Genomic DNA, 22,168 nt, shown 5'->3' on the forward strand with positions numbered 1-22,168 from the left:
CCGCTTGGGCTAGGCGTGGTTGATGGATGTATATCTGCCGATTGCGAACCTGTCAGTGAACGGGCTGGTGATCGTGCTGCTGGGCGCGGGCACCGGCATCCTGTCGGGCCTGTTCGGCGTGGGCGGCGGGTTCCTGACCACGCCGCTGCTGATCTTCTACGGCGTGCCACCGACCGTCGCGGCCGCCTCCGCCGCCAGCCAGGTGACCGGCGCCAGCGTGTCGGGCGTCCTGGCGCATCGCAAGCGTGGCGGGGTCGATCCGCAGATCGGCGGGGTGATGGTGGTGGGCGGCATCATCGGTGCGGGTATCGGCGCCGGGCTGTTCCGGCTGCTGCAATCCTGGGGCCAGATCGATACGGTGATCAACATCCTGTATGTCGTGCTGCTGGGCACGATCGGGGGGCTGATGGGCCGGGAAAGCATCGGCACCCTGCGGGCCAGCCGCACCGGCGCACCCCGCCGCGCCGCGCGGCGGCGGCATCATCCGCTGGTCGCCAGCCTGCCGCTGCGCTGGCGGTTCTACAAGTCCGGCCTCTACATCTCGCCGCTGGCGCCGCTGATCCTGGGCGTGGTGGTCGGCATCCTGACCATGCTGATGGGCGTGGGCGGCGGCTTCATCCTGGTGCCGGCTATGCTGTATATCCTGGGCATGAGCGCGCAGGTCGTGGTCGGCACCTCGCTGTTCCAGATCCTGTTCGTCACGGTCGCCACCACCATGATGCACGCGCTGACGACGCGCGCGGTCGACATCGTGCTGGCCGGGCTGCTGCTGATCGGGTCGGTCACCGGGGCGCAGATCGGTACCCGCCTGGCCGGGACGGCGAAGCCGGAACTGCTGCGACTGGTGCTGGCGCTGATCGTGCTGGCGATCGCGCTGCGCATGGCCTTCGGCTTGGGGGTGCGGCCCGACGCGGTCTATACGGTGATCGAGCTGTGAGCGGCCGGCTGCTGCTGCTGGTCCTGAGCTTCCTGACCCTGACGGCGCAGCGCGATCCCGTGCTGGTGCCGGCCGTCTCGCAGAGCCGGATCGAGGTGCGGCAGGATTTCACCGGCACCGAACTGCTGCTGTATGGCGCGATCCTGGATCCGCAGGGCCGCCGCGCGACCGAACCTTACGACATCGTGGTGGTGCTGAAGGGCCCGACAGAGGCGATGCTGGTGCGCGAGAAGCAGAAGCGGCTCGGCATCTGGGTCAATGCCGACAGCACCGCCTTCCGCTCCGCGCCGTCCTTCTTCGCGGTGTCCTCCTCCCGCCCGATCGGCCAGATCGTGGACGAGCGGACTGCCGCGATCTACGAACTGGGGCTGGATTTCATGCAGCTGTCCCCCACCGGCCTGATCGAGCCGGAGGAGCAGGCGCGCTTCTCCACCGGCCTGGTGGAGCTGCGGCGGCAGCAGGGCCTGTACAAGGAGGATGGCCGCGGCGTCTCCATCAGCCAGGACGTGCTGTATCAGGCGCGCATCGCCGTTCCCTCCAACGTCATCACCGGCCGCTACACCGCGGAAACCTTCGCCATCCAGCGCGGCCGGGTGATCGCCTCCGCCATTGCGGAGGTGGAGGTCAGCAAGGAAGGGTTCGAGAAGCTGGTGGCGGACCGGTCGCAGGATTCCGGCTTCCTGTACGGCATCTGCGTGGTGCTGCTTGCCCTCCTGACCGGCTGGGCCGCCGGGCGGCTGTTCGCGCTGGTCTGAGTTTCAGGCGTTTAGGGCCTGTTTAGACCCCTGCCGCTATCCTTCACCGCCACTGCCGGCACGAAGGACGACCCCGATGAGCGAGTTCTCCCCGCAACCCTGGCCGGTTGCGGCCCTGACCCCGGTGCCGGTCGAGGGTCTGGCCCATACCGTCGGCACCGTACAGGCGATCTCCGGCGCGCAGGCCCGGCTGGTGCTGGATGGCATCGCACTGGCCGCATGTGGCGGCAGCGCCGACCCGGCGATCGCGATGGCCGGCCAGGTCGGCAGCGCGATCCGGATCGCAGCGCCTGATGGCGCGTGGCTGCTGGCTTCCCTGCGGGACTTGGAGCAGGCAGCCGACGGCTCTGTATGCGCCATTGCGGACCTGCTGGGTGAAGGGATCGACGATGCGGCGGGCGGCACGTTTCGCCGCGGTGTGACCCGTTACCCGCTGCCGGGCAGCACCGTTCATCCGGTCGCCACCGCGCAGCTGGCGCGCATCTACGATCCGGCCGGGCGGGTGGCGATCACGGTCGGCACGGTGCATCCGACCGCGACAGTGGGTGCGGGGCTGTTCATCGACGCCCTGCTTGGCAAGCACTTTGCGCTGCTCGGCTCCACCGGCACCGGCAAGTCCACGGCGGCGGCGCTGATCCTGCACCGCATCTGCGATGCCGCGCCCCATGGCCATGTCGTGATGGTCGACCCGCATGGCGAATACGGCGCGGCCTTCCAGGATCGCGGAATGGTGCTGGACGTGGGCAACCTGCAGCTGCCCTACTGGCTGATGAACTTCGCCGAACATTGCGAGGTGTTCCTGACCACGACCGGCAACGACCGGCAGGAGGATGCCGACATTCTCGCCCGCTGCCTGCTGGCGGCGCGGGGCAAGAACCGGCTGGCGGCGGAGATCGGGCGCATCACCGTCGATTCGCCGGTGCCCTATCTTCTCAGCGACCTGCTGCGGCTGGTGAACGACGAGATGGGGCAGCTCGACAAGGCGAGCAGCAGCGCGCCGTTCCTGCGCATCCGCAGCAAGATCGACGAGCTGAAGGGTGATCCGCGTTACCAGTTCATGTTTTCCGGCATGCTGGTGGCGGACACCATGGCGGAGCTGATCGCCCGGCTGTTCCGCATGGACGGCGCCGGCCGGCCGATCACCATCATCGACGTGTCGGGCGTGCCGTCCGACATCACCGCCACCGTGGTCGCGGTGCTCAGCCGCATGGTCTTCGACCATGCGATCTGGAGCCGGGGGGAAGCTGTGCGCCCCATCCTGCTGGTGTGCGAGGAGGCCCATCGCTACGTTCCCGGCGACCGGCAGTCGGGTGGATCGAGCGTCAGCGACGTACTCGGCCGGATCGCCAAGGAAGGGCGCAAATACGGCATCGCGCTGGGCCTGATCACTCAACGACCGAGCGATCTGGCCGAAGGCGTGCTGTCGCAATGCGGCACGATCATCGCCATGCGGCTGAACAACGAACGCGACCAGGCCTTCGTCCGCTCCGCCATGCCGGAAGGTGCGCGGGGCTTCCTCGACGCCATTCCGGCCCTGCGCAACCGGGAGGCGATCATCTGTGGCGAAGGCGTGGCCGTGCCGATGCGCGTCAGCTTCGCCGATCTGGAGGAGCACCGCCGCCCGGCCAGCGCCGACCCGCTGTTCAGCGCCTTGTGGCAGCACCCGGCGGAGGGTGGCCAGGCGATCGCCCGCACGGTGCGCCGCTGGCGCGCGCAGGGACGATAGAACCGTTCAAGTGCCCCGGGTATCGCCGTACAGCGCGATGTGCAGGCGGGGGGACAGGTTCATGTCGTGCTGCAGGCACAGTTCCGCCAGCCAGCGCTGGCGGGTGGCCAGCGTGACCGTGTCGGTGCCTTCGGCCATCAGCCAGATGCGCTGGTTCGGGATGGCGTAGCGGAACGCGAGCGCCAGCACCTCCTCCAGATCGGCCGGTTCGGCGATCACGAACTTGAAGATCGCCCGCGGCTCGGCCGCCCATTGTGCCAGCCGCTCGGGCGGCAGGGCGAGGTCGGCCGTGTTGCCCGAATGGGCGAGCTTGGGGCTGACATTGTACTGCCCGATCAGCGGATCGAGATCGGCATGCGGCGCGATCGTGCCGTTGGTCTCCACCTCCACCGCCATGTCCGGCAAATGCGCCAGCATCCGGGCGAGCGCCTTGCCTTGCAGCAGCGGCTCGCCTCCGGTGACAACCAGGCGCGGCTTGCCGAAGGCGGCGATGCGCCGTGCGACCTCTTCTTCGGACAGGGTCAGCTGGTTCGCCGCGCGGTCATGCGTCACGCCGTCGCGGTGCGGCCGGTTGTCGCCGCTGAAGTGCCAGGTGTAGGGCGTGTCGCACCAGCGGCATGCCAGGTTGCAGCGCGACAGCCGCACGAAGGCGACGCTGCGCCCGATGCTTGGTCCTTCACCCTGCAGGGAGGCGAAGATCTCCGGCTCGCCGGGCGTCGTGGTGGCAAGGACTAGCATCGGGGCACTCCAGTGTGCCTCACCCCAGCCGAGCGAGCGCCGCGGTCAGCCGGTCGACCTCCGCTGCATGGTGCGCATGATCGGCGCGGGCCTTCTCCACCGCTTCGGGCTTCGCCTTCTCCGCAAAAGCGGGATTGTTCAGCCGCTTGGCCAGATTGTCCCGCTCCTTCTCCGACGCGGCCTTCGCCTTGGTCAACCGCGCCTGCTCCGCCGCAATGTCGATCACGCCTTCGAGCGGGATCACGAACAGGTCGGCCCCTGCCGATACCTGCATGGCGGGGCCGTCCGACGCAGCGGCGGAATGGATGGCCGACAGGCGCGCCAGCCGTTCGATCGCCGGCATGGAGCCGGCGATGACCGTCCGGGCGGTGGGGGAGGGCTCGGGCAGGAACGCTTCCAGCCGGGCACCGGGCGCGATGCCGAGTTCGTTCTTGGCGCCGCGCAGCGCGGTGGTGAGGGCGATCAGCCACTCGACCTCCGCCTTTGCGCCCGCATCGACCGTCGCCTGCGGCTCCGGCCAGCGCGCCAGGATCAGGTCGTTCGTCCGGGTTCCTTGTGCATGCCACAACTCTTCCGTGATGAACGGCATGAAGGGGTGCAGCATGACCAGGATCTGGTCGAGCACCCAGCCGGCGACCACATTCGTCTCCGCGTCGATCTGGCCCTTGATCAGTTCCAGGTACCAGTCGCAGAAGGTGCCCCAGGTAAACTGGTATATGGTGTTGGCCGCCGCGTCGAAGCGCAGGTCCGCCATCGCCTTGTCCAGCGCGGCCAGCGTTTCCACCACCTCGCCCACGATCCAGCGATTGACCGCCCCCGTCGCAGCCGGTGCCGCCAGCGTGGTGGAGGCGCCGATGCCGTTGGCCTGGCAGAAGCGGGTGGCGTTCCACAGCTTGGTGGCGAAGTTGCGATACCCCTCCACCCGGCTTTCATCCATCTTCACGTCGCGGCCCTGGCTTTCCATCGCCGCCATGAAGAAGCGCAGGGCATCGGCGCCGTACTTGTCGATCAGCAGCAGCGGGTCGACCACGTTGCCCTTGGACTTGCTCATCTTCGCGCCATCGGCGGCGCGCACCAGCCCGTGCAGGTACAGCCGCTTCCACGGTGCCTCGCCCAGGAAGTGCATGCCCTGCATCAGCATCCGCGCATCCCAGAAGAACAGGATGTCGAAGCCGGAAATCAGCAGGTCATTCGGGAAGTGCTTTTCCAGCAGGTCGGTCCGGTCCGGCCAGCCCAGCGTGGCGAACGGCCACAGCGCGCTGGAGAACCAGGTATCGAGCACGTCGGGATCGCGGGTCAGCGGCAGGTTGCCGGCCTGCACCTGCGCCTCTTTCTCGCTTTCCGCCACGAACACCTGGCCATCCGGCCCGTACCATGCGGGGATCTGGTGCCCCCACCACAGCTGGCGGCTGACGCACCACGGCTGGATGTTCTCCATCCAGTTGAAGAAGGTCTTCTCCCATGACCTGGGGACGATCTCCACGCTGCCGTCGCGCACCGCCTGCATCGGCGGCTTGGCGAGGGTAGCGGCATCGACATACCACTGGTCGGTCAGCATCGGCTCGATCACCACGCCGCCCCGGTCGCCGAAAGGCTGCATGATGGTCTTGTCCTCGACCGCGATCATCAGCCCGTCGGCATCGATGTCGGCCACCACCCGCGCGCGCGCCTCGTACCGGTCGAGCCCGCGATAGGCGTCCGGCACCAGGTTCAGCGTGTCGATCTCCGCCGCCAACGCGCTCTCGCCAGCGGCAATGGCGCGGGCGCGTTCGGCCGCCTCGGCATAGGGTGCGCCGTCGCTGCGCATGGCGGCGACCTCGTCCATCAGGCGATACATCGGGATGCCGTTGCGCTGCGCGACGCCGTAATCGTTCTCGTCATGCGCCCCGGTGATCTTCACCGCGCCGGAGCCGAAGGCCGGATCCGGATATTCGTCGGTGATGATCGGGATCAGCCGGCGATGCGCCTTCGGCCCCACCGGGATCTCGCACAGCATGCCCACGATCGGGGTGTAGCGGGTGTCCGACGGATGCACCGCCACGGCGCCGTCGCCCAGCATCGTCTCCGGCCGGGTGGTGGCGATCGCGATGTAGTCGCGCTCCTCCTCCAGCACCACGTTGCCGTCATCATCCCGCTCGACATAGGTGTAGGTCGCCCCGCCCGCGAGCGGGTACTTGAAGTGCCACATGTGGCCGGCGACCTCGCGGTTCTCAACCTCGAGGTCGCTGATCGCCGTCTTCAGCGCCGGGTCCCAGTTGACCAGCCGCTTGTCGCGATACAGCAGGCCCTGCTTGTGCAGGTCCACGAACACCTTGACCACCGCGCGGGTGAAATGCGGGTCCATGGTGAACTGCTCGCGGCTCCAGTCCATGGAGCATCCCAGCCGCCGCAGCTGGCCGGTGATGGTGCCGCCGCTTTCCGCCTTCCATTCCCACACCCGGCCCACGAACGCCTCGCGCGTCAGGTCGGTGCGCTTCTCGCCCGCCTGTGCCATCTGCCGCTCCACCACCATCTGCGTGGCGATGCCGGCATGATCGGTGCCGACCACCCACAGCGCATCCTTGCCCTTCAGCCGTTCGTGCCGGATCACGATGTCCTGCAAGGTGTTGTCCAGCGCATGACCGATATGCAGCGATCCCGTCACGTTGGGCGGCGGGTTGACGATGGTGAAGGGCGCGGCCTCCGGACGATGCGGACGGAAGCTGCCGCTTTCCTCCCACCGCGCATACCAGCGCGCCTCGATCGCGGCGGGGTCGAAGGTCTTGGCCAGTGTGCCGTCGGTCGGCAGGGCGGAGGTGGTTTCGTCGGTCATGTCGCCGCCCGCCTTAGCGACAGGGTGGAGGACAAGGCAATTCTCTTGGGTTGTGCCACGCGCGGTTTGGCCACATAGCGTTGCCGATGCGCGAATGGGCGGATTTCAGCTGGCAGGACGGCGAAGGTGGCAATGGGGGCGGGGCAATCGCCCTCCATGGCCCGTTGCTGATATCCTCCGTCGGTCCGCTGGACCGGCAGTTGCGGGCGCTCGACCAGCCGGTGACCAGCATCGACCTCTCCAATGCCGGACAGATCGACACGGTCGGGGCCTGGATCGTCTGGCGCCTGGCGGAACGGTACGGGGCCGAGATCACCGGTGCCGGCGATCAGGCCACCCGCCTGCTGGAGGTCGTGCAGGGCGCGCAGAGCACCGCCGACATCCGTCCGCCGCATCGCAGCCTGCCGGTCCGGATCTTCGGCGATTTCGGACGTTTCATGGCCGGCCTGGGCCATGGCACCATGCGGGTCATCGCCTTTCTCGGCGCCATCGTCCTCGCATTCGGCGGCATGATCCGCCACCCGCGCCGGATCCGCGGCCGTGCCATCGTGCGGCAGATGGAACTCGTCGGCGTGGCATCGCTGCCGATTGTCGGCCTGATGAGCTTCCTGATCGGCATCGTCATCGCCCAGCAGGGCGCGGCGCAGCTGTCGCAGTTCGGCGCCGAGTCCCTCTCCGTCAACCTGGTCGGCCGGCTCACCTTGCGCGAACTGGGCGTGCTGATGACCGCGATCATGGTCGCGGGTCGCTCCGGCTCCGCCTTCGCCGCACAGCTGGGCACCATGAAGCTGACGGAAGAGATCGATGCCATGCGCACGATCGGCGTCGCCCCGCTGGAGGCGCTGATCATCCCGCGCATCATGGCTTCCGTGCTGATGATGCCGTTGCTGGGCTTCTACGCCAGCGTGATCGCGATCCTGGGCGGGGCGGTCATTTCCGACCTGACCCTGGGCGTGCCGGCGATATCCTTCCTGCTGCGTGTCCGCGAGGTGGTGCCGATCTATGATCTGTATATCGGCCTGATCAAGGCGCCGGTGTTCGGCCTGATCATCGGGCTGGCCGGCTGTTACCAGGGCATGCAGGTCGAAGGGAATGCCGAGGAGGTGGGGCTGCGCACCACACAGGCGGTGGTGCAGGCGATCTTCATGGTGATCGTGCTCGACGCATTCTTCGCGGTCTTCTTCAGCAATCTGGGCTGGAACTGACATGGCGAGCGATCCGGCCACCATCGCGCCCCCGCCCGAGGCGCAGGACATCGTCACCGACCGGTATGACGGCAAGTACCCGATCGTCATCGAAGGGCTGCAGAACGCCTTCGGCGAGAACGTCATCCACGAGGATCTGGCGCTCAAGGTCCGCCGCGGGGAGATCCTGGGCGTGGTCGGCGGATCGGGCACCGGCAAGTCGGTGCTGATGCGCTCCATCATCGGGCTGCAACGCCCGACCGCGGGCAAGATCGAGGTGTTCGGCCGCGACATCACCTCCGCCGGGCCGGACGAGATCATCGGCGTGCGCAACCATTGGGGCGTGCTGTTCCAGGGCGGCGCGCTGTTCTCCACCCTGACCGTGGCGGAGAATGTCGAAGTTCCGATGAAGCAGTTCTACCCGGAACTGACGGCCGAACTGATGCACGAGATCGCCCGCTACAAGGTGGTGCTGACCGGCCTGCCGGGTGAGGCGGCAAGCAAATATCCGTCGGAACTGTCGGGCGGCATGAAGAAGCGTGCCGGCCTGGCCCGCGCGCTGGCGCTGGATCCCGAACTGCTGTTCCTGGACGAGCCGACCGCGGGTCTCGACCCGATCGGCGCGGCCAATTTCGACAAGCTGATCCGCGATCTGGCCGACACGCTGGGCCTGACCGTATTCCTGATCACGCACGATCTGGATTCGCTCTATGCCATCTGCGACCGGGTCGCGGTGCTGGCGGACAAGCAGGTCATAGCCGTCGGCACCATTCCCGAACTGCTGGAAAGCGATCATCCGTGGATCCAGGAATATTTCAACGGTCCGCGCAGCCGGGCGGCACGCGACAGCCGGGATCGTGCGGCGGAGACGACGGTTGCAGGTGATGGTGACGCGCATGCGCAGCCGGCGCCGGCTTTGCACGACAAGATAACGGGGGCATAGGCACAGCACATGGAAACGCGCGCCAATTACGTCTGGGTGGGTGTGGTAACGCTGCTGCTGCTCGCGGCCCTGGCGGCCTTCTTCATCTGGCTCGCCCGGCTGAACGAGAACAACCAGACCGAGTACGACATCTTCTTCCAGCAGTCGGTTGCCGGCCTGGCGAAGGGGTCGGAGGTGTCCTATTCGGGCGTGCCCGTCGGGCAGGTCAGCGACATCGATCTGTGGCAGGCGCAATTCGTGAAGGTGCGCATCAGCGTCGATGCCGACACCCCGATCCTGCAGGGTACGACCGCGTCGGTCTCCTCCAGCTTCACCGGCGTGTCCACTATTGCCCTTAACGGCGGCCCGCGTGGCAACCGGCCGATCACCTGCAACACCTCCGCCTGCCCCGAGGGCGTGCCGGTCATCCCGCCACGCGCCAGCGGGCTGGGCGAGATCCTGGCCAGCGCCCCGCTGCTGCTGGAACGCCTGGCTACCCTGACCGACCGGCTGACCCGCGTACTGTCCGACGACAACCAGGAATCGATCCGCGGCATCCTGGCCAACACGTCGGAGATCAGCGGATCACTGGCGCAGACCTCGCCCGAGATCGGCAACACCTTGCGCGAATTGCAGGGCACGCTGCAGCAGTCGCAGCGCACCCTGGGCGCGTTCGAGACGACGCTGAATTCGACCAACGAGGTCATCAATGGCGAAGGGCGCGGACTGGCGGACGAACTGCGGCAGACGCTGGTTGACGCCGGTTCCGCCGCAAAGGCACTGGAAGCCACGCTGAACTCGTCGCAACCGGCGATCAACGAACTGACCGAAACCACGCTGCCGGCGGCGGATGCCACGCTGCAGGATCTGCGCCGCACCAGCGCTGCGGCGCGGGCGATCATGGAACGGATCGAAACCGAAGGCGCCGGTTCGCTGGTGCGGGGCGCACAACTGCCCACTTACAAGCCTTGAGCGTGATAGGGATGCCGCCACGATGAAGCTTCGCAATCCTGCCTTTTCCCGCATCGCGCTGCTGGCCTGTGCCACGGCGCTGCTCGGTGGCTGCATCAGCCTGGGTGCCGAACCGCCGGAGCGGCTGTTCACCCTGACGCCGACTCAGCGCGTCGCGCCAGGTGCGGTGCTGGAGAGCGAGACCGCCAACGCACTGGCCGTGCTGGAGCCGGAAACACCGCAGAGCCTGGCGGTCACCCGCGTGCCGGTGCGGGTGGACGATGCCAGCCTGGCCTATCTGGAGGAGGCGTTCTGGGCCGAACGTCCCGCACGGCTGTTCCAGCGCCTGCTGGCCGAGACCATCCGGGTGCGCCGCAATCGCCTCGTGCTGGACGAGCCACCGCTACTCTACACAGCGCCGGTCAAGCTGAGTGGTCGGCTGGTCGACATGGGTTACGATGTGGCCAGTTCCAGCGCCGTGGTCCGTTACGACGCAGTGCTGACCATGCCGGGCGGACAGGTGCGCACGCAGCGGTTCGAAGCCAGCGTGCCCGGCGTCACCGCCGATGCAGCTTCGGTCGGCCCGGCCCTGAATCAGGCGGCCAACCAGGTGGTGGTACAGGTCGCCGACTGGCTGAACTGAGCGCGGCGGTCAGGCCAGCCTGACCAGGCGCATGGCAGCCGCAAAGGCAGCCTCACGCGCTGCCCGCACCTGGGCTGCGTCCGCGTCGGAGCCCCATTGTTCCGTCTGCCAGTCCTCTTCGAGGTTGGCGGCGGCGAACAAGTGTTCGGCCGCTGCGTTTTCCTCCAGCGCGTTCAGCGCCACGATCAGCGATGCCGCAAGCGGCGCCAGCGTGGCGATGGCCGCCAGGCGCCAGGCATCCTGCTGCAGCAACGCGTGCCGCAGTGTTTCCAATGTGGCGGCGGGTTGCGGGCGATGGATGATCCCGCTGACCCGTTCGAAGGTTATGCCGTGGCGGCGCTCGACCGACTGCACCAGCGGCTCCCACTCCTCGAGCTGCCGGCGGTGGAGCGGCTCGTCGGGATCAGCGCGGTACAGCAGCGTGTCCGTTTCGGCGTAGCGCATCAGCTTGGCAGCGTGTGCCGCCAGATCGGGCGCCACATGGTCCAGCGCCAGATCCACCAGGTCGCGCATGGGGAAGCTTTGCGGGTCGACGACCTCGCCCTGCGCGGCCCATTCCGCCGCCAGCGCCTCTGCCAGCGCATGGCCCGGCACGATCTGCGCCGTGCCCCCCTGGGTGCGCACCGCGCGGCCATCCAGCAGCACCTGCCAGCCGCCGGCCACCTCCGCCAGCGTCACCTCCCGCCAGAACCGCTTCACGGGCGCGGGCTGCGCCAGCGGCGGGAGAGGACGCGCGGGGCGACGAACGCAGCCGCGAACCCGATCGCCAGCATGACGACACCGACCCAGTAGGGCAGGCCGAAGCGCCCTTCGGTCACCATCAGGCCCAGCAGCACGATCGCGACACCGATGCCGCGCAACACGCCCAGCAGCAGCCAGCGGCCCTTTGCGGGATCATTCATTGCAGCAATCCTTCCAGTTCCTCGGGCGTGTCCGCCACCGCCGCGGCACCCGCGGCCAGCAGCTCCGCCCGCTCGTGATACCCCCAGCTGACGCCCAGCGCCCGCACGCCGGCCATCTCCGCCATTGTCATGTCGAATACGGTGTCGCCGATCATCACCGTGTCCGCCGGGTGCGCACCGGCATCCGCCATCGCCTGCTCCAGCATGGCAGGATGCGGCTTGGACGGGTGACGGTCGGCGGTCTGCAGGGTGGTGAACAGTCCGGCTACCCCATGCGTCGTCAGGCAGGCGGCAAGCCCGCGATCGCTCTTGCCGGTCGCCACGCCCAGCTTCCAGCCATCCGCATGCAACCGGCGAAGCAGCGGCGCGATGCCGTCATACAGCGGCTCGCGCAGGCGGCCTTCCTCGCGTGCCAGCCGGAACGCCGCCTTGTAGGCGTCGACCACATGGGCTTGGGCCTCGGGCGTGGCATCGGGCGCCAGCCGCGCGACGGCCTCAGGCAGGCTGAGGCCGACGATCCGGCGCACATCGTGGTTGGCGGGCGCGGGCAGGGCAGCTTCGGCGAAGCCGGTCGCCATGGCCGCGCAGACCGCCGCCTGCCCGTCGCTCAGCGTTCCGTCACAATCGAACACCGCCAGCCGCACGCCGGCCATCAGCGGCGGGGACCCTTGGTCGGCGGAGCCCCGGCTTCGCGCCGCCCGCGCCGCTCGCCCCGGCGTGCCTTGCGGTACTGCTTGGCATGGGCGCGCGCGGCCTGCTTCTTCTCCTCGCGGCTGCGCTCCGGCGGGCCGGACTCGGGCTCGGCCTTGCTGGCGTTCTCGTCGAAGCCCAGCTGGGTCATGGTCGCGGCGAAATGCTCGGGCAGGTCGGCCGTCACGTCCAGCTTGTCGCCACCCGGGGCGTCGATGATCAGGCGCCGGGCGTGGAGGTGCATCTTGCGGCTGACAGCACCGGTCAGGAACGCGGCTTGCCCGCCATACTTGCCATCGCCCACGATCGGGTGGCCGATGGCGGCCATGTGCACACGCAGCTGGTGCGTGCGCCCGGTCAGCGGCTGCAGCTCCACCCAGGCGGCGCTGTTGCCGGCGCGGTCGATCACGCGATAGCGGGTGCGCGCGGCCTGTCCCTCCGCCTCGTCCACATGCATCTTCTCGCCGCCGGTGCCCGGCTGCTTGCTGATGGGAGCGTCGATGAAGCCTTCGTAGACATCCGGCACGCCGATCACGAGCGCCCAGTAGACCTTCTTGGCGGAGCGGCCGGAAAACCGCTTGGAGAAGAACGCCGCGCTGCCCGGTGTGCGGGCGACCAGCAGCACGCCCGACGTATCCTTGTCCAGCCGGTGTACCAGCCGCGGGCGCGGGGCGCCCGGATCGGCATAAGCATCCAGCAGGCCGTCGACATGCTGGCGCATGCCGGTGCCGCCCTGCGTGGCGAGGCCCGGCGGCTTGTTCAGCACCAGCGCGGCATCGGTGCGGGTGATCAGCATGGCGGCAGCTTCCGCCCGCTGTTCGTCCGTCAGCTCGGCCTTGGGCCGGTCGGTGGCGGCCGGCGCATCGCCGCCAGGCGGCACCCGCACGACCTGCCCGGTGACAAGGCGATCCTCCGGCTTGGCGCGCGCGCCATCCACCCGGATCTGCCCGGTGCGTGCCCAGCGGGAAATGGTGGCAAAGCCGATCTGCGGCAGGTGGCGGCGGAACCAGCGGTCCAGCCGCACGCCATCGTCATCGGGCGCCACGGTGAACTGGCGCACAGTGGCTGAAGCGGGGGAAGGGGTCGGTGCAGCCTCGGTCATCCCAGCATCCGCATCGTGTTGAGGCCGATCATCAGGCCGCTGATCCCAAGGCCGACCGACAGGATCAGGTACAGCAGCGCGAACAGCAGCTGCCCGCGCTCGATCAGCAGCACCATCTCCAGGCTGAAGGCGGAGAAGGTGGTGAAGCCGCCCAGCAGGCCCACGCCCAGCAGCAGCCGGGCGGGTTCACCGCCGCCGCCACGCGCCAGCACGCCGGCAAGCACGCCCATGGCGATGCTGCCTATCGCGTTCACCGCCAGCGTGGCGAAGGGGAAGGTACCGACGATGTTGGGGCCGAGCAGGCCCGTCATCCAGCGGCCGGTCTGATAACGCAGCAGCGCACCGATGCCGCCGCCAAGCGCCACCGAGAGCGAGGAGAGAAAGGAGGTTGAGGAATTCATGATTGCACTCGCCTTAGCCGTCGTGGGCGGGGCAGGGAACCCGTCTGGTGGCGGATGGCAGGATTGTACGCGTCCCGAACCGGACAGCAGGGCGGAACATGGTTGCAAATTCCTTGACTCGCCCGGCGAGTCGGCATCACCTTGCTGCATTGCACAATATGGGGGTGCGCATGCCCGAGGCCTTTGTCCGCCGACTGTCCGGTAGCGTATCACTGGCGGCGCTGCTTGCGTTCGCATTGCCGGCGATGCCAGCCACCGCGCAGGGCTTGGCCGTGTATGCGCGGACGCCCACCGGCCTTGCCGAAACACTGTTCGACACCGATCCCGAAACTGCCGCCTCGCAGATGGCGGACCAGTGCCTGTCTGCCGGCCTGAGCGTGGCCAGCAAGGAGGCCGGCGCGGTGACCTGCCAGCTGCCGGACGATCGCGAGGCTGGTGCCCGGGCCGACCTTGGCCAGGCGGGCCGCACCGGCAGACCGATCTTCTACCGCTTCCAGGTGGAGGAGCGGGGCACAGCATCCCGCGTGGTTGCCAACGGGTGGGAAGAGGTGGCCGGCTTCTGGGGCGGAACCAACCCGCGTGAATTTGACGACCCGGTGTTCCACAATGCCCTGATGGACCTGATGGAGAAAGCGGGCGGGCGGCTTCCGCCGGGCACGCGGTTTCCCAATCACGCGATGATCGGCGCCAGCTTCGTGGCCCGCATCCGTCCGCAACCATCGCTGGAGGTGACGGAGGTCAATCCGGCATCCCCCGCACTGCGTGCCGGGCTGCAGCCGGGCGACCTGGTAACCCGCATTGCCAATCGCCGCACGCGAACACAGGAGGATCTGAACCGCAGCCTGGTGGAAGCGGCGAGGGCCGCCAATTTCGAGATCCGCTTCCTGCGCGAAGGCCGCGAAGGAGTGGCTCTGCTGCGTTCGGAGTTCCGGCCGGCCGTGACCGCGCCCGTGCTCGCGACGGCGGAGGAGAACGAGCCGGAGGTGCGTGTCGCTTCGGCCGCACCGGTCACGGCGGCAGTCGCCACCGCACCGCCGGCTCTGGCGGTCAGCGCGCCTGCTGCAAGCCCGGCTGTGCCGTTGCCGGTCGCTGGCACGCCGCCGCCGCAGGCAATGCCGGCCGGTACGATGCAGACCTACAATGCGTCACCGTACTCCGCCGCGCCGATCATGGCGCCGCCCAGCGTGCCGCTGACCTATGTTCCGCCACGGCCCTACGTGCCGACAGCCTTTGCGATGCCGCAGGGCGCGATCCTGGCGCCTGCGCCTGCACCGGTTGCCACGCCAATGCCCGCAACGTCTACCGCACCAGCTCCGGCTGCCCCGGCCACCGCCGGCTTCTCCGTGGCGGACGAACTGGCCAAGTTTGCCACGCTGTTGAAGGATGGCGTCATCACGCAGGCGGAGTTCGACGCGCAGAAGGCGCGTCTGCTGACACGATAAAGGCACCCGTAAGGCGGCCGGGAGGCTCAGGTCGTCGGTGTAGCCGCAGCCGGCGGAGCCGTGCGCCCGGCTGCTTCCAGCGCCTTGCGATCCGCCGCAGCGGCGCTGTCGGCCTTGACCATCTCTGTCTCGAGCTTGGCTGCCGTGGTGCCCACCTTCTTCTGTGCCGCGGCATAACGCTCGTCGAAGCTCGGCTCCTGCTGGCACGCGGCCAGCAGGAGCAGCAACAGGGCCGGCAGAACCCGCCCCATCAATAGTTGCGCCGGTACCGGGCGCTCACATTGGTCGCGCCGGACCCGCCCGCCTGGCTCAGGATCGACAGCGCCGGGGTCAGGCTGACCTCCAGCTGCGTAGCGGTGAAGCCCTGCGCATCGGTGATGAACTCCACGTAGATGTCGTCCGTCAGGTACTGCCCCGCGGCCAGCGCGGTGCCCCGACCGGTCTCGTCATCGCTGCCGAGGATACGCAGTCGGTCGATCCCGCTGGCAGCGCGCAGGGTCCCCAGCGGGTTGAGCCCGCCGCCCGAACCCCGCAGGGAGTTGAGCGAGGCCGCCAGCTGCACCGCCTGGATGGCGGACAGGTTGCCGACGGAGCTGCCGAACAGGATACGGCTGAGGATCTCGTCCTGCGGCAGGCCGGGGGTGCTGGAGAAGGTGATCTGCGGATCCATCGCACGGCCCTCCACATTCACGTTCACCGTCACGTCCTCGATATCCTCGGTCGCGACGATGGTGATGGTCGGGTCGATCGTGTTGCCACCGGTGAACTGCACCCGCCCGTCGCTGAGCGCGAAGGAGCGGCCGGCAAAGCCCAGCGTGCCGCGGATCAGTTCCACCTCGCCCGACAGGCTGGGGGCGGCGCTGGTGCCGGCAACGGTGAAGTCGGCGCTCCACTCGGACTCGAGGCCCATGCCGGAGACATACAGCCGTTCCGGTGCGACCAGGTCGATGTTCAGCGCCAGCTGCTCGAACAGGCCGGCCGACGGTTCCGCCGGCTCGTCACCGGTAATCCGCTGCGGACCACGCGGCGGCTTGAACCGCACGCCCGTCAGCCGGGGCACTTCCGCCGCACCCTGGCGCACGATCTGGTAGCGCGTTTCCGGCAGCCTGATCTGACCGGCCAGGATGGCGTTCTGCCCGGCCGCCTTGGATAGCCGCAGATTGCCGGTGGCGCGGGCGGCGATCTGGTCGCTGTCCGCCAGTTCGGCATTGTCCATCGTGACCGCGACATCCATCGGATAGCCGGCATCGGCCGCCAGGCTGACAAAGCCGGTGGCGCTGACCGTGCCATCCCCCGCCTTGGCGGTCAGGCTGCGCACTTCCAGCCGGTCGCCGGTAAAGCGGCCGTCGATCGCCATGTTGGTCAGTCGTGTGCCGTAGGTCTGGTTCTCGTAAGTGAGATTGCTGGAGCGGATCAGGCCGGCAAAGGACGGCGCCGAGACGGTGCCGCTGAAATCGGCAGCGACGCCGACCGGTCCGCTGAGGCTCTGGTCCACCTGGCCGGCGAAGGAGAACAGCGTCGCCGCCGGACCGTTATAGCGGATGCCGCCGCCAAGCGGGGCCGCCAGCAGCCGTTCGGTCCAGGTGCCCGCGTTGGGGCCCAGCGGCCGCAGGGATGCGACCACCCGGCCGATCACCGCGCCGCGATCGCGCATCACCGCGCGTGCCTCGCCGCCATCGGGCAGCAGTTTGCCGACGAAGTTGATGTCGATCGGCCGGCTGACCGCCGCGGCGGTGGTACGGGTGAAGTTGTCGATCGAGAGGCGCGCATCGGCACTGGGGAAGGCGGTGCTGCTGGCCTGTGCGAAGTCCAGGCTGCCGGTCGCCTGCCCACCGATGCCGAAGCCGGGGGCAAAGGCATTCAGGATGGCGAGATCCAGCCGGTCCAGCCGGGTCTGCAACTCCATGCCTTCGCCATACTTGCCGGCCAGGCGGATGTCGCCCTGGCCGAAGTCGATGCGCATGGGCAGCAATTCGTAGGTACCGTCGCCGGGCACGATCCGCGCCGGGCTGGTCGTGCGGAAGTCGATGCCGCGCACACGGCCCTGCAGCGCCGCGCGCCACAGTTCCGGCTGCAGATCGGCATTCATCGCCACACGGAAGGGCACGCCGCTGGTGCCTTCGGCCAGCACACGCGCATTGCCGCGCCCGTTCTGGTAGTCGACCTGTGCACGGGCAGCGACGATGTTGAGCGCGCCGTAGCGCGTCTGCGCCAGCTGTGCGTCCGCCACGATGCGCGGCTGGTCGTACAGCACGATCTGCGCATCCACGATGGCAGAGCCGATCGCCAGCTGCGCGGGTCCAGGCAGAACCGTGTTGCGCGCCCGCAGATTGACCAGCGCCTGCTGGTACTGGCCCAGGGCCGCCAGCCGGACCACGCCGCCCAGGCCGTTGCCATTGGCGGTCAGCTGCCCGGCAAACGGCCCGGCGCTGGTCTGCTGCACCCGACCGGCAAAATCGATGCCGCCCAGGTTGGCGTTGTTGATGGTCAGCGTCAGCGGCGCGTTGATGCCCAGCACCACGTCGGCGGTCAGCGGGCCATAATCGGTCTGCGCCGTCGCATCCAGGCGATAGCCGCCCTGTGCGCCGCTGATCCGCGCCTCCACATTGGCGAGGCCGATGCCGAAGCCCGGCCGCTCCACCGTGACGACGGCGTTGGGGTTGGCGATGGTGCCGGCGACCTGCACGCCTACGGCACCGTAGGCGGTGGTGGTGCCGGTCATGTTCAGCGTCAGCCGGCCGTCAGGCGACCAGGAACCACGTCCCCCGGTGATCCGCGCATCCGGCGCGTCCAGCCGCAGATTGGCGAAGCGCACCACGCCATCCGGGCCGTAGAGCACATCGGTCGCCGCCACAGCATTGCCGCCCAGGAAGTTCAGCACGCTGTCGTTCAGCAGCCGCGTCGATCGCGCCCGCACACGCCCCTGCATGGCAAAGCCGCCGGTAGGCACGGTCTTGAGGTCGATGTCGGTCTCGATGTTGAAGATGCCGACGCTCTCGACGCGATAATCATCGATCCGCCCGTCGACCGCTCCGGTATACAGTCCGGTGGACATGTCCGCGACGACGATCAGCCCGGCATCGATCCGGTCGGACCGGATCCGCAGGTTGTCCGACAGGATGCGGGTACCGTCGATCGCAAGGTCCCCCGCCACCCGCACGTTGCGCAGGGTGCCGCCGGCTACGGTGTCGAGCCCGACGATGCGCGTGGCGCGTGCATCCACCGGGATCAGGATCTGGTCCGCATCGACCCGGGCAGCACCCTTCGCGACGAGGTTCTCCAGCCCCATGTCGTTCATGAACAGCCGCGTTGCGTTCAATTCGTACTGCACCGCAGGCGTGGCAAAGGCGCCGTCCAGCACCAGCTGCGCCCGCAGTCCGCTGCCGGCCAAGTTGGGCGCAATGGCGGCCGGCTTCAGCAGCACGAAGCCGAGGCGCAAGGCATCGAAGCTGTTATCCGACAGGTCGACCATGCCCGCCGTGTTCAGGCGGAAGGCATCGGAATTGACGTTGCCAGCCAGGTCGACTTTCCGGTCCGCCAGCTTGCCGGTCACGTCCAGGTTCAGGATCGGCCCCAGCAGCGTGGCGGTTGGCCCTTCGAACAGGCGAGCGACGCGCGTGGGACCGCGCAGGGTGAAGGTGCCGTCGCGCGCCAGGACCTGCACGCGGGCAAAGGCGGCCCCCGCCAGATCGGCATTCAGCCGACCGTCCCAGCTTGCCCAGCTGCCGCGTCCGTCCACCTGCACCCGCAGCGGATCGCTCAGGCCGGCCAACGCGGAGATGACGCCGCCAGCCGGTGCATTCAGGTCCAGCTTGATGTCCAGCCGGTTGTCGTCGGGCACGGCATCCAGCACCAGCGCCACGGTGTCACCGCCAGCTACGCCCTGGCCGGCGATGGTCCGACCATTGAAGTCGATCTGCGCGCGGCCGTCGGCAATATGCACTTCGCCATCCATGCCCACGACGCGGCGATCGCCGCTGACCGGCGCCTCCGCCACGAAGCGGCCGACGCGCAGGCTGTTCACGTCGATGTCGTAGTCCGGCAGCAGCGGCGCATCGCTGGGCGGGGTCTCGTTGAATTGCGGCAGCCGTGCCAGCGTGACCAGCGGACTGGCGAGCGAGCGCACATCGATGTGACCATTGGCGAAGGCGAACGGCCGCCAGTCGACCGCGATTTCCGGGCTGGTGACGAACACACCCTGCGGATCGGCGATGGCCAGCTCGCGGATGACCATGCGGCCATACAGCGACCCGTCGATCTCGCCGATGCCGATGCGCATCCCGTTCTCGAACTCCAGCGCCTCGATCTGGCGCACCACGAAGCGCTTGCCCGGCGCGGTGTTGATGCCGACCAGCGCCGCGGCGACCAGAAGGACCAGCACCAGCAGCACGATGCCGACCCACTTGGCGATGCGCAGCGCGGGGTTGCGGTGGCGGCGCTCGACAGTCGGCTCGATGCTGTCAGGCGTCATGGTGGTGTCGTCCGCCATCAGAAAGCCTGCCCGATCGAGATGTAGAGGTTCAGCCGGCTTTCGCCCCGCTGCCGGTTCATGGGGGTGGCGATATCCACCCGCAGCGGCCCGAAATTGGTGTAGTAGCGTGCGCCGACGCCGACGCCGATACGAATGTCGTCGAAGGTGGGATAGGTTTCCTCGTACACCTGACCCGCATCGACGAAGCCGACCACGCCGAAATTGCCCCAGCGGTACCGCACCTCCGCCGCGCCTTCTGCAACGCTGCGGCCGCCGATCGGGCGGATCAGGGTCTCCGGCTCGTCGGAATCCTCGTCCGTCGGGTCGAAGTCCGGATTGGCGTACTCGACGCGCGGACCCAGCTGCTGGAAGCCGAAACCGCGGACGGAACCGCCGCCGCCGGCATAGAACCGCCGCGAAGGTGCCAGGTCGAACCGGTCGATGCCCTGAATCGTGCCGAAGCGCAGCCGTCCGGCCACCACGAAGCTGTCGCCGATCGGCAGGTAGGCCGTGCCGTCGATCCGTGCACGGACATAGGTGTCAAACCCGTCCTGCAGCGATGCCTCGGGTTCGATCAGGGTGGTGAAGCGGAAGCCGCGTGTCGGGTTGAGCAGGCTATCGGACGTGTCGAAGCCGGCCTGCCCGGTCAGCCCGCCGATGAAGAAGGTCCGGTCGGCGAGACCGTTGATGGAAAAATCGAAATCCTCCTCGACCGAGCCGAGCAGCTGCGCGCCGTAGGCATAGGTGAAGCGCTTCTGCCAGATCGGCGTGGAATCGTAGGTGACCAGCGCCGCCACACGCCCGGTATAGGCCTCGAACGCATCGAAGTCGCTGTGCAGCGCCTGTGCGATAAGGCTGAAGGTCCGGTCCCGGCGGCCGGCATTGTTCCGGCGGAACGTTGCTCCCACGCCCTGCTCGCGCGTGCCGAGCACGGCGGTGCCGATCAGCGCGCCTTCGGGCGGGAACAGGTTGCGGTGGGTCCAGCTGCCTTCGACCCGGATACCCTGTCCCGTGCCGTACCCGGCGCTGCCCGCCAGCGTGCGCGGCGGACCGGCATCCTGGTCGACCAGGATCGTGGCATATTGCGTGCCATTGCCTGCATCCTCGCCGGTGGCCTCCGGCGTGACGGAAATGGTGTTGAACAAGCCGGTCGCGACCAGCGCCTGCCGCAGATCGTCGACCATGCGGCTGTCGTACAGCTCGCCCCGGTCGAACCGGCTCAGCACCTCGATATGCTCGGCATCGAAGGCGAGGTTGCCGGTGGTGCGGATCCCGCCGAACACGGAACGCTGCCCGACTTCCACCGGGAGGGTGTAGACGCCATCGCCGGTTTCTGGGTCGAGCAGGATGTCACGCTGACCGACCTGCGCGAAGGGGTAGCCGTTTTCCGGCAGGGCGACCGCCACCTGGGCTTCCGCACCCTGGACCCGTTCGGCGATGATCGGCTCGCCGACCTTCAGCGCCAGATTGCTGCTGATCAGTTCGGTCGGCTCCGTCGGTGCGGCGGTGACGATGATGTCGGAGAAATTGTAGCGCTGCCCCGGCACCACATCCAGCACTGCGGTCAGCGGCGCGGCGTTGTCCTCGCCGGTGCGATCCAGCCGGGTCGTCACGGTGGCATCGTACCAGCCTTCGGAAGCAAGGATGCTCTGCAGCAAGGCGCTGTCTTCCGTCAGCCTGGCGGAAACCTGTGCGACGTTGGCGGCCTCGTCATCATCCTTCAGTGCGGACAGCCCGTCGAACATGCCGGCAAGATTCGCGGCGCTGTCCTCGTCCACCGAGTCCAGCCCGTTGATCACGACTGTGTAGGCGACTTCCGTCGGCCCGCTCTCGACCTCGGCCTCGGTGAACTGCACCTCCTCCACCTGGAAGCTTTCCAGCGGCGGCAGCGGTTCGTTCAGCGCGGTATCGGTGATCGGGGCATCGCCGATCGTTTCCTGCGGATCGCCATCGGCCAGGGCGGGATTGCCTGCGGGCGGCGTCTGCCCGTCCTGCGGTGCCGCGGCGGCCTGTTCGGACGCGATGCGCCGTTCGAACGCCTCGATGGATTCCAGCGGGGCATCCAGCGCGGCATCTCCGGCGGGATCCAGCGCCGGCACGGTCGCTTCGAACTCGGCATCGGGGATCACCGGTTCGACGGGCGGCAGCTGGACGTCGGCAGGCGGAGCCGGAACGTCCAGCGGAGTGGCAGGCTGCTGCTGCGCGGGCGGCACGGCAGTGCTGCCCGTGGCCTGCGCGCAAGCGGCGCTGCCGGCCAGGGCCACGGCAAGCGCCAGGGTGACCCCACTCAGCCGGGGAAGGTTACGCAGGCCCGATGCGGCACCATTCAGACGCTCGCCTGTTCCGTGCCTGAGCCAGACCGTATTTCGCAAAAGAGGATTCCCCACTTGATCCCTGATGATCATGCCCCCGATAGCACGACACACCATAGCCCCGTCGACCATCAACTTGCCAAGGAACCAAATGGTTCCGACTTGTGCGAGCCGGCGGCG

At 68.3% G+C, this 22,168-nt stretch carries 18 protein-coding genes; 8 read left to right on the top strand and 10 right to left on the bottom strand.

The features are described from left to right. Nucleotides 1-22 precede the first annotated feature (22 nt). The 3 genes from PK98_RS00605 to PK98_RS00615 all read left to right on the top strand — a co-directional run bounded on the left by PK98_RS00605 (nucleotide 23) and on the right by PK98_RS00615 (nucleotide 3,418). The gene (locus tag PK98_RS00605) at nucleotides 23-937 is read left to right on the top strand and encodes a sulfite exporter TauE/SafE family protein (RefSeq protein ID WP_039093541.1); all 915 of its coding nucleotides are present in this window, start codon (nucleotides 23-25) and stop codon (nucleotides 935-937) included. Beyond that, nucleotides 934-1,692, top strand: a complete 759-nt coding sequence (locus tag PK98_RS00610; protein ID WP_039093542.1) for a TIGR02186 family protein — start codon at nucleotides 934-936, stop codon at nucleotides 1,690-1,692. Before PK98_RS00605 ends, PK98_RS00610 begins: the two co-directional genes overlap by 4 nt. A gap of 76 nt (nucleotides 1,693-1,768) precedes the next feature. Next, a complete protein-coding gene (locus PK98_RS00615; protein ID WP_039093543.1) occupies nucleotides 1,769-3,418 on the top strand; it encodes an ATP-binding protein in 1,650 nt (549 codons plus the stop codon). A 6-nt stretch (nucleotides 3,419-3,424) separates the two neighbouring features. Here PK98_RS00615 and PK98_RS00620 read toward each other — a convergent pair whose 3' ends face one another. Both PK98_RS00620 and PK98_RS00625 read right to left on the bottom strand, forming a co-directional pair. Next, nucleotides 3,425-4,156, bottom strand: coding sequence for a 7-carboxy-7-deazaguanine synthase QueE (locus PK98_RS00620; RefSeq protein ID WP_039093544.1), 732 nt, complete (start codon nucleotides 4,154-4,156; stop codon nucleotides 3,425-3,427). A 19-nt stretch (nucleotides 4,157-4,175) separates the two neighbouring features. Continuing rightward, a complete protein-coding gene (locus PK98_RS00625; protein WP_039093545.1) occupies nucleotides 4,176-6,968 on the bottom strand; it encodes a valine--tRNA ligase in 2,793 nt (930 codons plus the stop codon). 86 nt (nucleotides 6,969-7,054) lie between these two features. Here PK98_RS00625 and PK98_RS00630 point away from each other — a divergent pair, with 86 nt between their 5' ends. Genes PK98_RS00630 through PK98_RS00645 form a run of 4 tightly spaced genes read left to right on the top strand, consistent with a single transcriptional unit; the run spans nucleotide 7,055 to nucleotide 10,668 of the window. Further along, the gene (locus PK98_RS00630; RefSeq protein ID WP_039093546.1) at nucleotides 7,055-8,173 is read left to right on the top strand and encodes an ABC transporter permease; all 1,119 of its coding nucleotides are present in this window, start codon (nucleotides 7,055-7,057) and stop codon (nucleotides 8,171-8,173) included. 1 nt (nucleotide 8,174) lies between these two features. Next, nucleotides 8,175-9,095 carry an ABC transporter ATP-binding protein gene (locus PK98_RS00635; RefSeq protein ID WP_081995970.1) on the top strand — a complete coding sequence of 307 codons (921 nt, stop codon included), beginning with the start codon at nucleotides 8,175-8,177 and terminating at the stop codon, nucleotides 9,093-9,095. A gap of 9 nt (nucleotides 9,096-9,104) precedes the next feature. Then, a complete protein-coding gene (locus PK98_RS00640) occupies nucleotides 9,105-10,046 on the top strand; it encodes an MlaD family protein (protein WP_039093547.1) in 942 nt (313 codons plus the stop codon). A 22-nt stretch (nucleotides 10,047-10,068) separates the two neighbouring features. After that, complete coding sequence (locus PK98_RS00645) at nucleotides 10,069-10,668, top strand: ABC-type transport auxiliary lipoprotein family protein (protein ID WP_039093548.1); 600 nt, start codon at nucleotides 10,069-10,071, stop codon at nucleotides 10,666-10,668. A 9-nt stretch (nucleotides 10,669-10,677) separates the two neighbouring features. Here the strand turns inward: PK98_RS00645 and PK98_RS00650 are convergent, their stop codons facing one another. From PK98_RS00650 to PK98_RS00670, 5 genes are read right to left on the bottom strand one after another with little or no spacing between them, the layout of a single operon-like run. Further along, nucleotides 10,678-11,367: an ATP12 family protein gene (locus PK98_RS00650; RefSeq protein WP_039093550.1), complete on the bottom strand. Its 690-nt coding sequence runs from the start codon at nucleotides 11,365-11,367 to the stop codon at nucleotides 10,678-10,680. Continuing rightward, entirely contained in the window at nucleotides 11,364-11,570 is a 207-nt protein-coding gene (locus PK98_RS00655; RefSeq protein ID WP_039093551.1) for a hypothetical protein, read from the bottom strand. The genes PK98_RS00650 and PK98_RS00655 overlap by 4 nt, the downstream gene beginning before the upstream one ends. Beyond that, nucleotides 11,567-12,223 (bottom strand): HAD-IA family hydrolase, encoded by a 657-nt coding sequence (locus PK98_RS00660; protein ID WP_200884954.1) that lies wholly within the window; start codon nucleotides 12,221-12,223, stop codon nucleotides 11,567-11,569. Before PK98_RS00660 ends, PK98_RS00655 begins: the two co-directional genes overlap by 4 nt. Continuing rightward, nucleotides 12,223-13,362, bottom strand: coding sequence for an RluA family pseudouridine synthase (locus PK98_RS00665; RefSeq protein WP_052207817.1), 1,140 nt, complete (start codon nucleotides 13,360-13,362; stop codon nucleotides 12,223-12,225). Before PK98_RS00665 ends, PK98_RS00660 begins: the two co-directional genes overlap by 1 nt. Continuing rightward, nucleotides 13,359-13,763 (bottom strand): CrcB family protein, encoded by a 405-nt coding sequence (locus PK98_RS00670; RefSeq protein WP_039093552.1) that lies wholly within the window; start codon nucleotides 13,761-13,763, stop codon nucleotides 13,359-13,361. Before PK98_RS00670 ends, PK98_RS00665 begins: the two co-directional genes overlap by 4 nt. A 245-nt stretch (nucleotides 13,764-14,008) precedes the next feature. Between PK98_RS00670 and PK98_RS16965 the strand changes: the two genes are divergently transcribed. Then, nucleotides 14,009-15,205: a PDZ domain-containing protein gene (locus PK98_RS16965; protein ID WP_161792381.1), complete on the top strand. Its 1,197-nt coding sequence runs from the start codon at nucleotides 14,009-14,011 to the stop codon at nucleotides 15,203-15,205. Nucleotides 15,206-15,231: 26 nt separating this feature from the next. On the opposite strand, the gene PK98_RS00680 is transcribed toward PK98_RS16965, so the two are convergent. The 3 genes from PK98_RS00680 to PK98_RS00690 are packed head-to-tail and all read right to left on the bottom strand — an operon-like array spanning nucleotide 15,232 to nucleotide 21,940. Then, nucleotides 15,232-15,456, bottom strand: a complete 225-nt coding sequence (locus PK98_RS00680; protein ID WP_039093553.1) for a hypothetical protein — start codon at nucleotides 15,454-15,456, stop codon at nucleotides 15,232-15,234. Then, entirely contained in the window at nucleotides 15,456-19,694 is a 4,239-nt protein-coding gene (locus tag PK98_RS00685; protein ID WP_039093554.1) for a translocation/assembly module TamB domain-containing protein, read from the bottom strand. The genes PK98_RS00680 and PK98_RS00685 overlap by 1 nt, the downstream gene beginning before the upstream one ends. Further along, the gene (locus tag PK98_RS00690) at nucleotides 19,694-21,940 is read right to left on the bottom strand and encodes an autotransporter assembly complex protein TamA (protein WP_235425342.1); all 2,247 of its coding nucleotides are present in this window, start codon (nucleotides 21,938-21,940) and stop codon (nucleotides 19,694-19,696) included. Before PK98_RS00690 ends, PK98_RS00685 begins: the two co-directional genes overlap by 1 nt. Nucleotides 21,941-22,168: the final 228 nt, after the last annotated feature.

Origin of the sequence: Croceibacterium mercuriale, from assembly GCF_000802385.1 — a bacterium.
GTDB lineage: Bacteria > Pseudomonadota > Alphaproteobacteria > Sphingomonadales > Sphingomonadaceae > Croceibacterium > Croceibacterium mercuriale.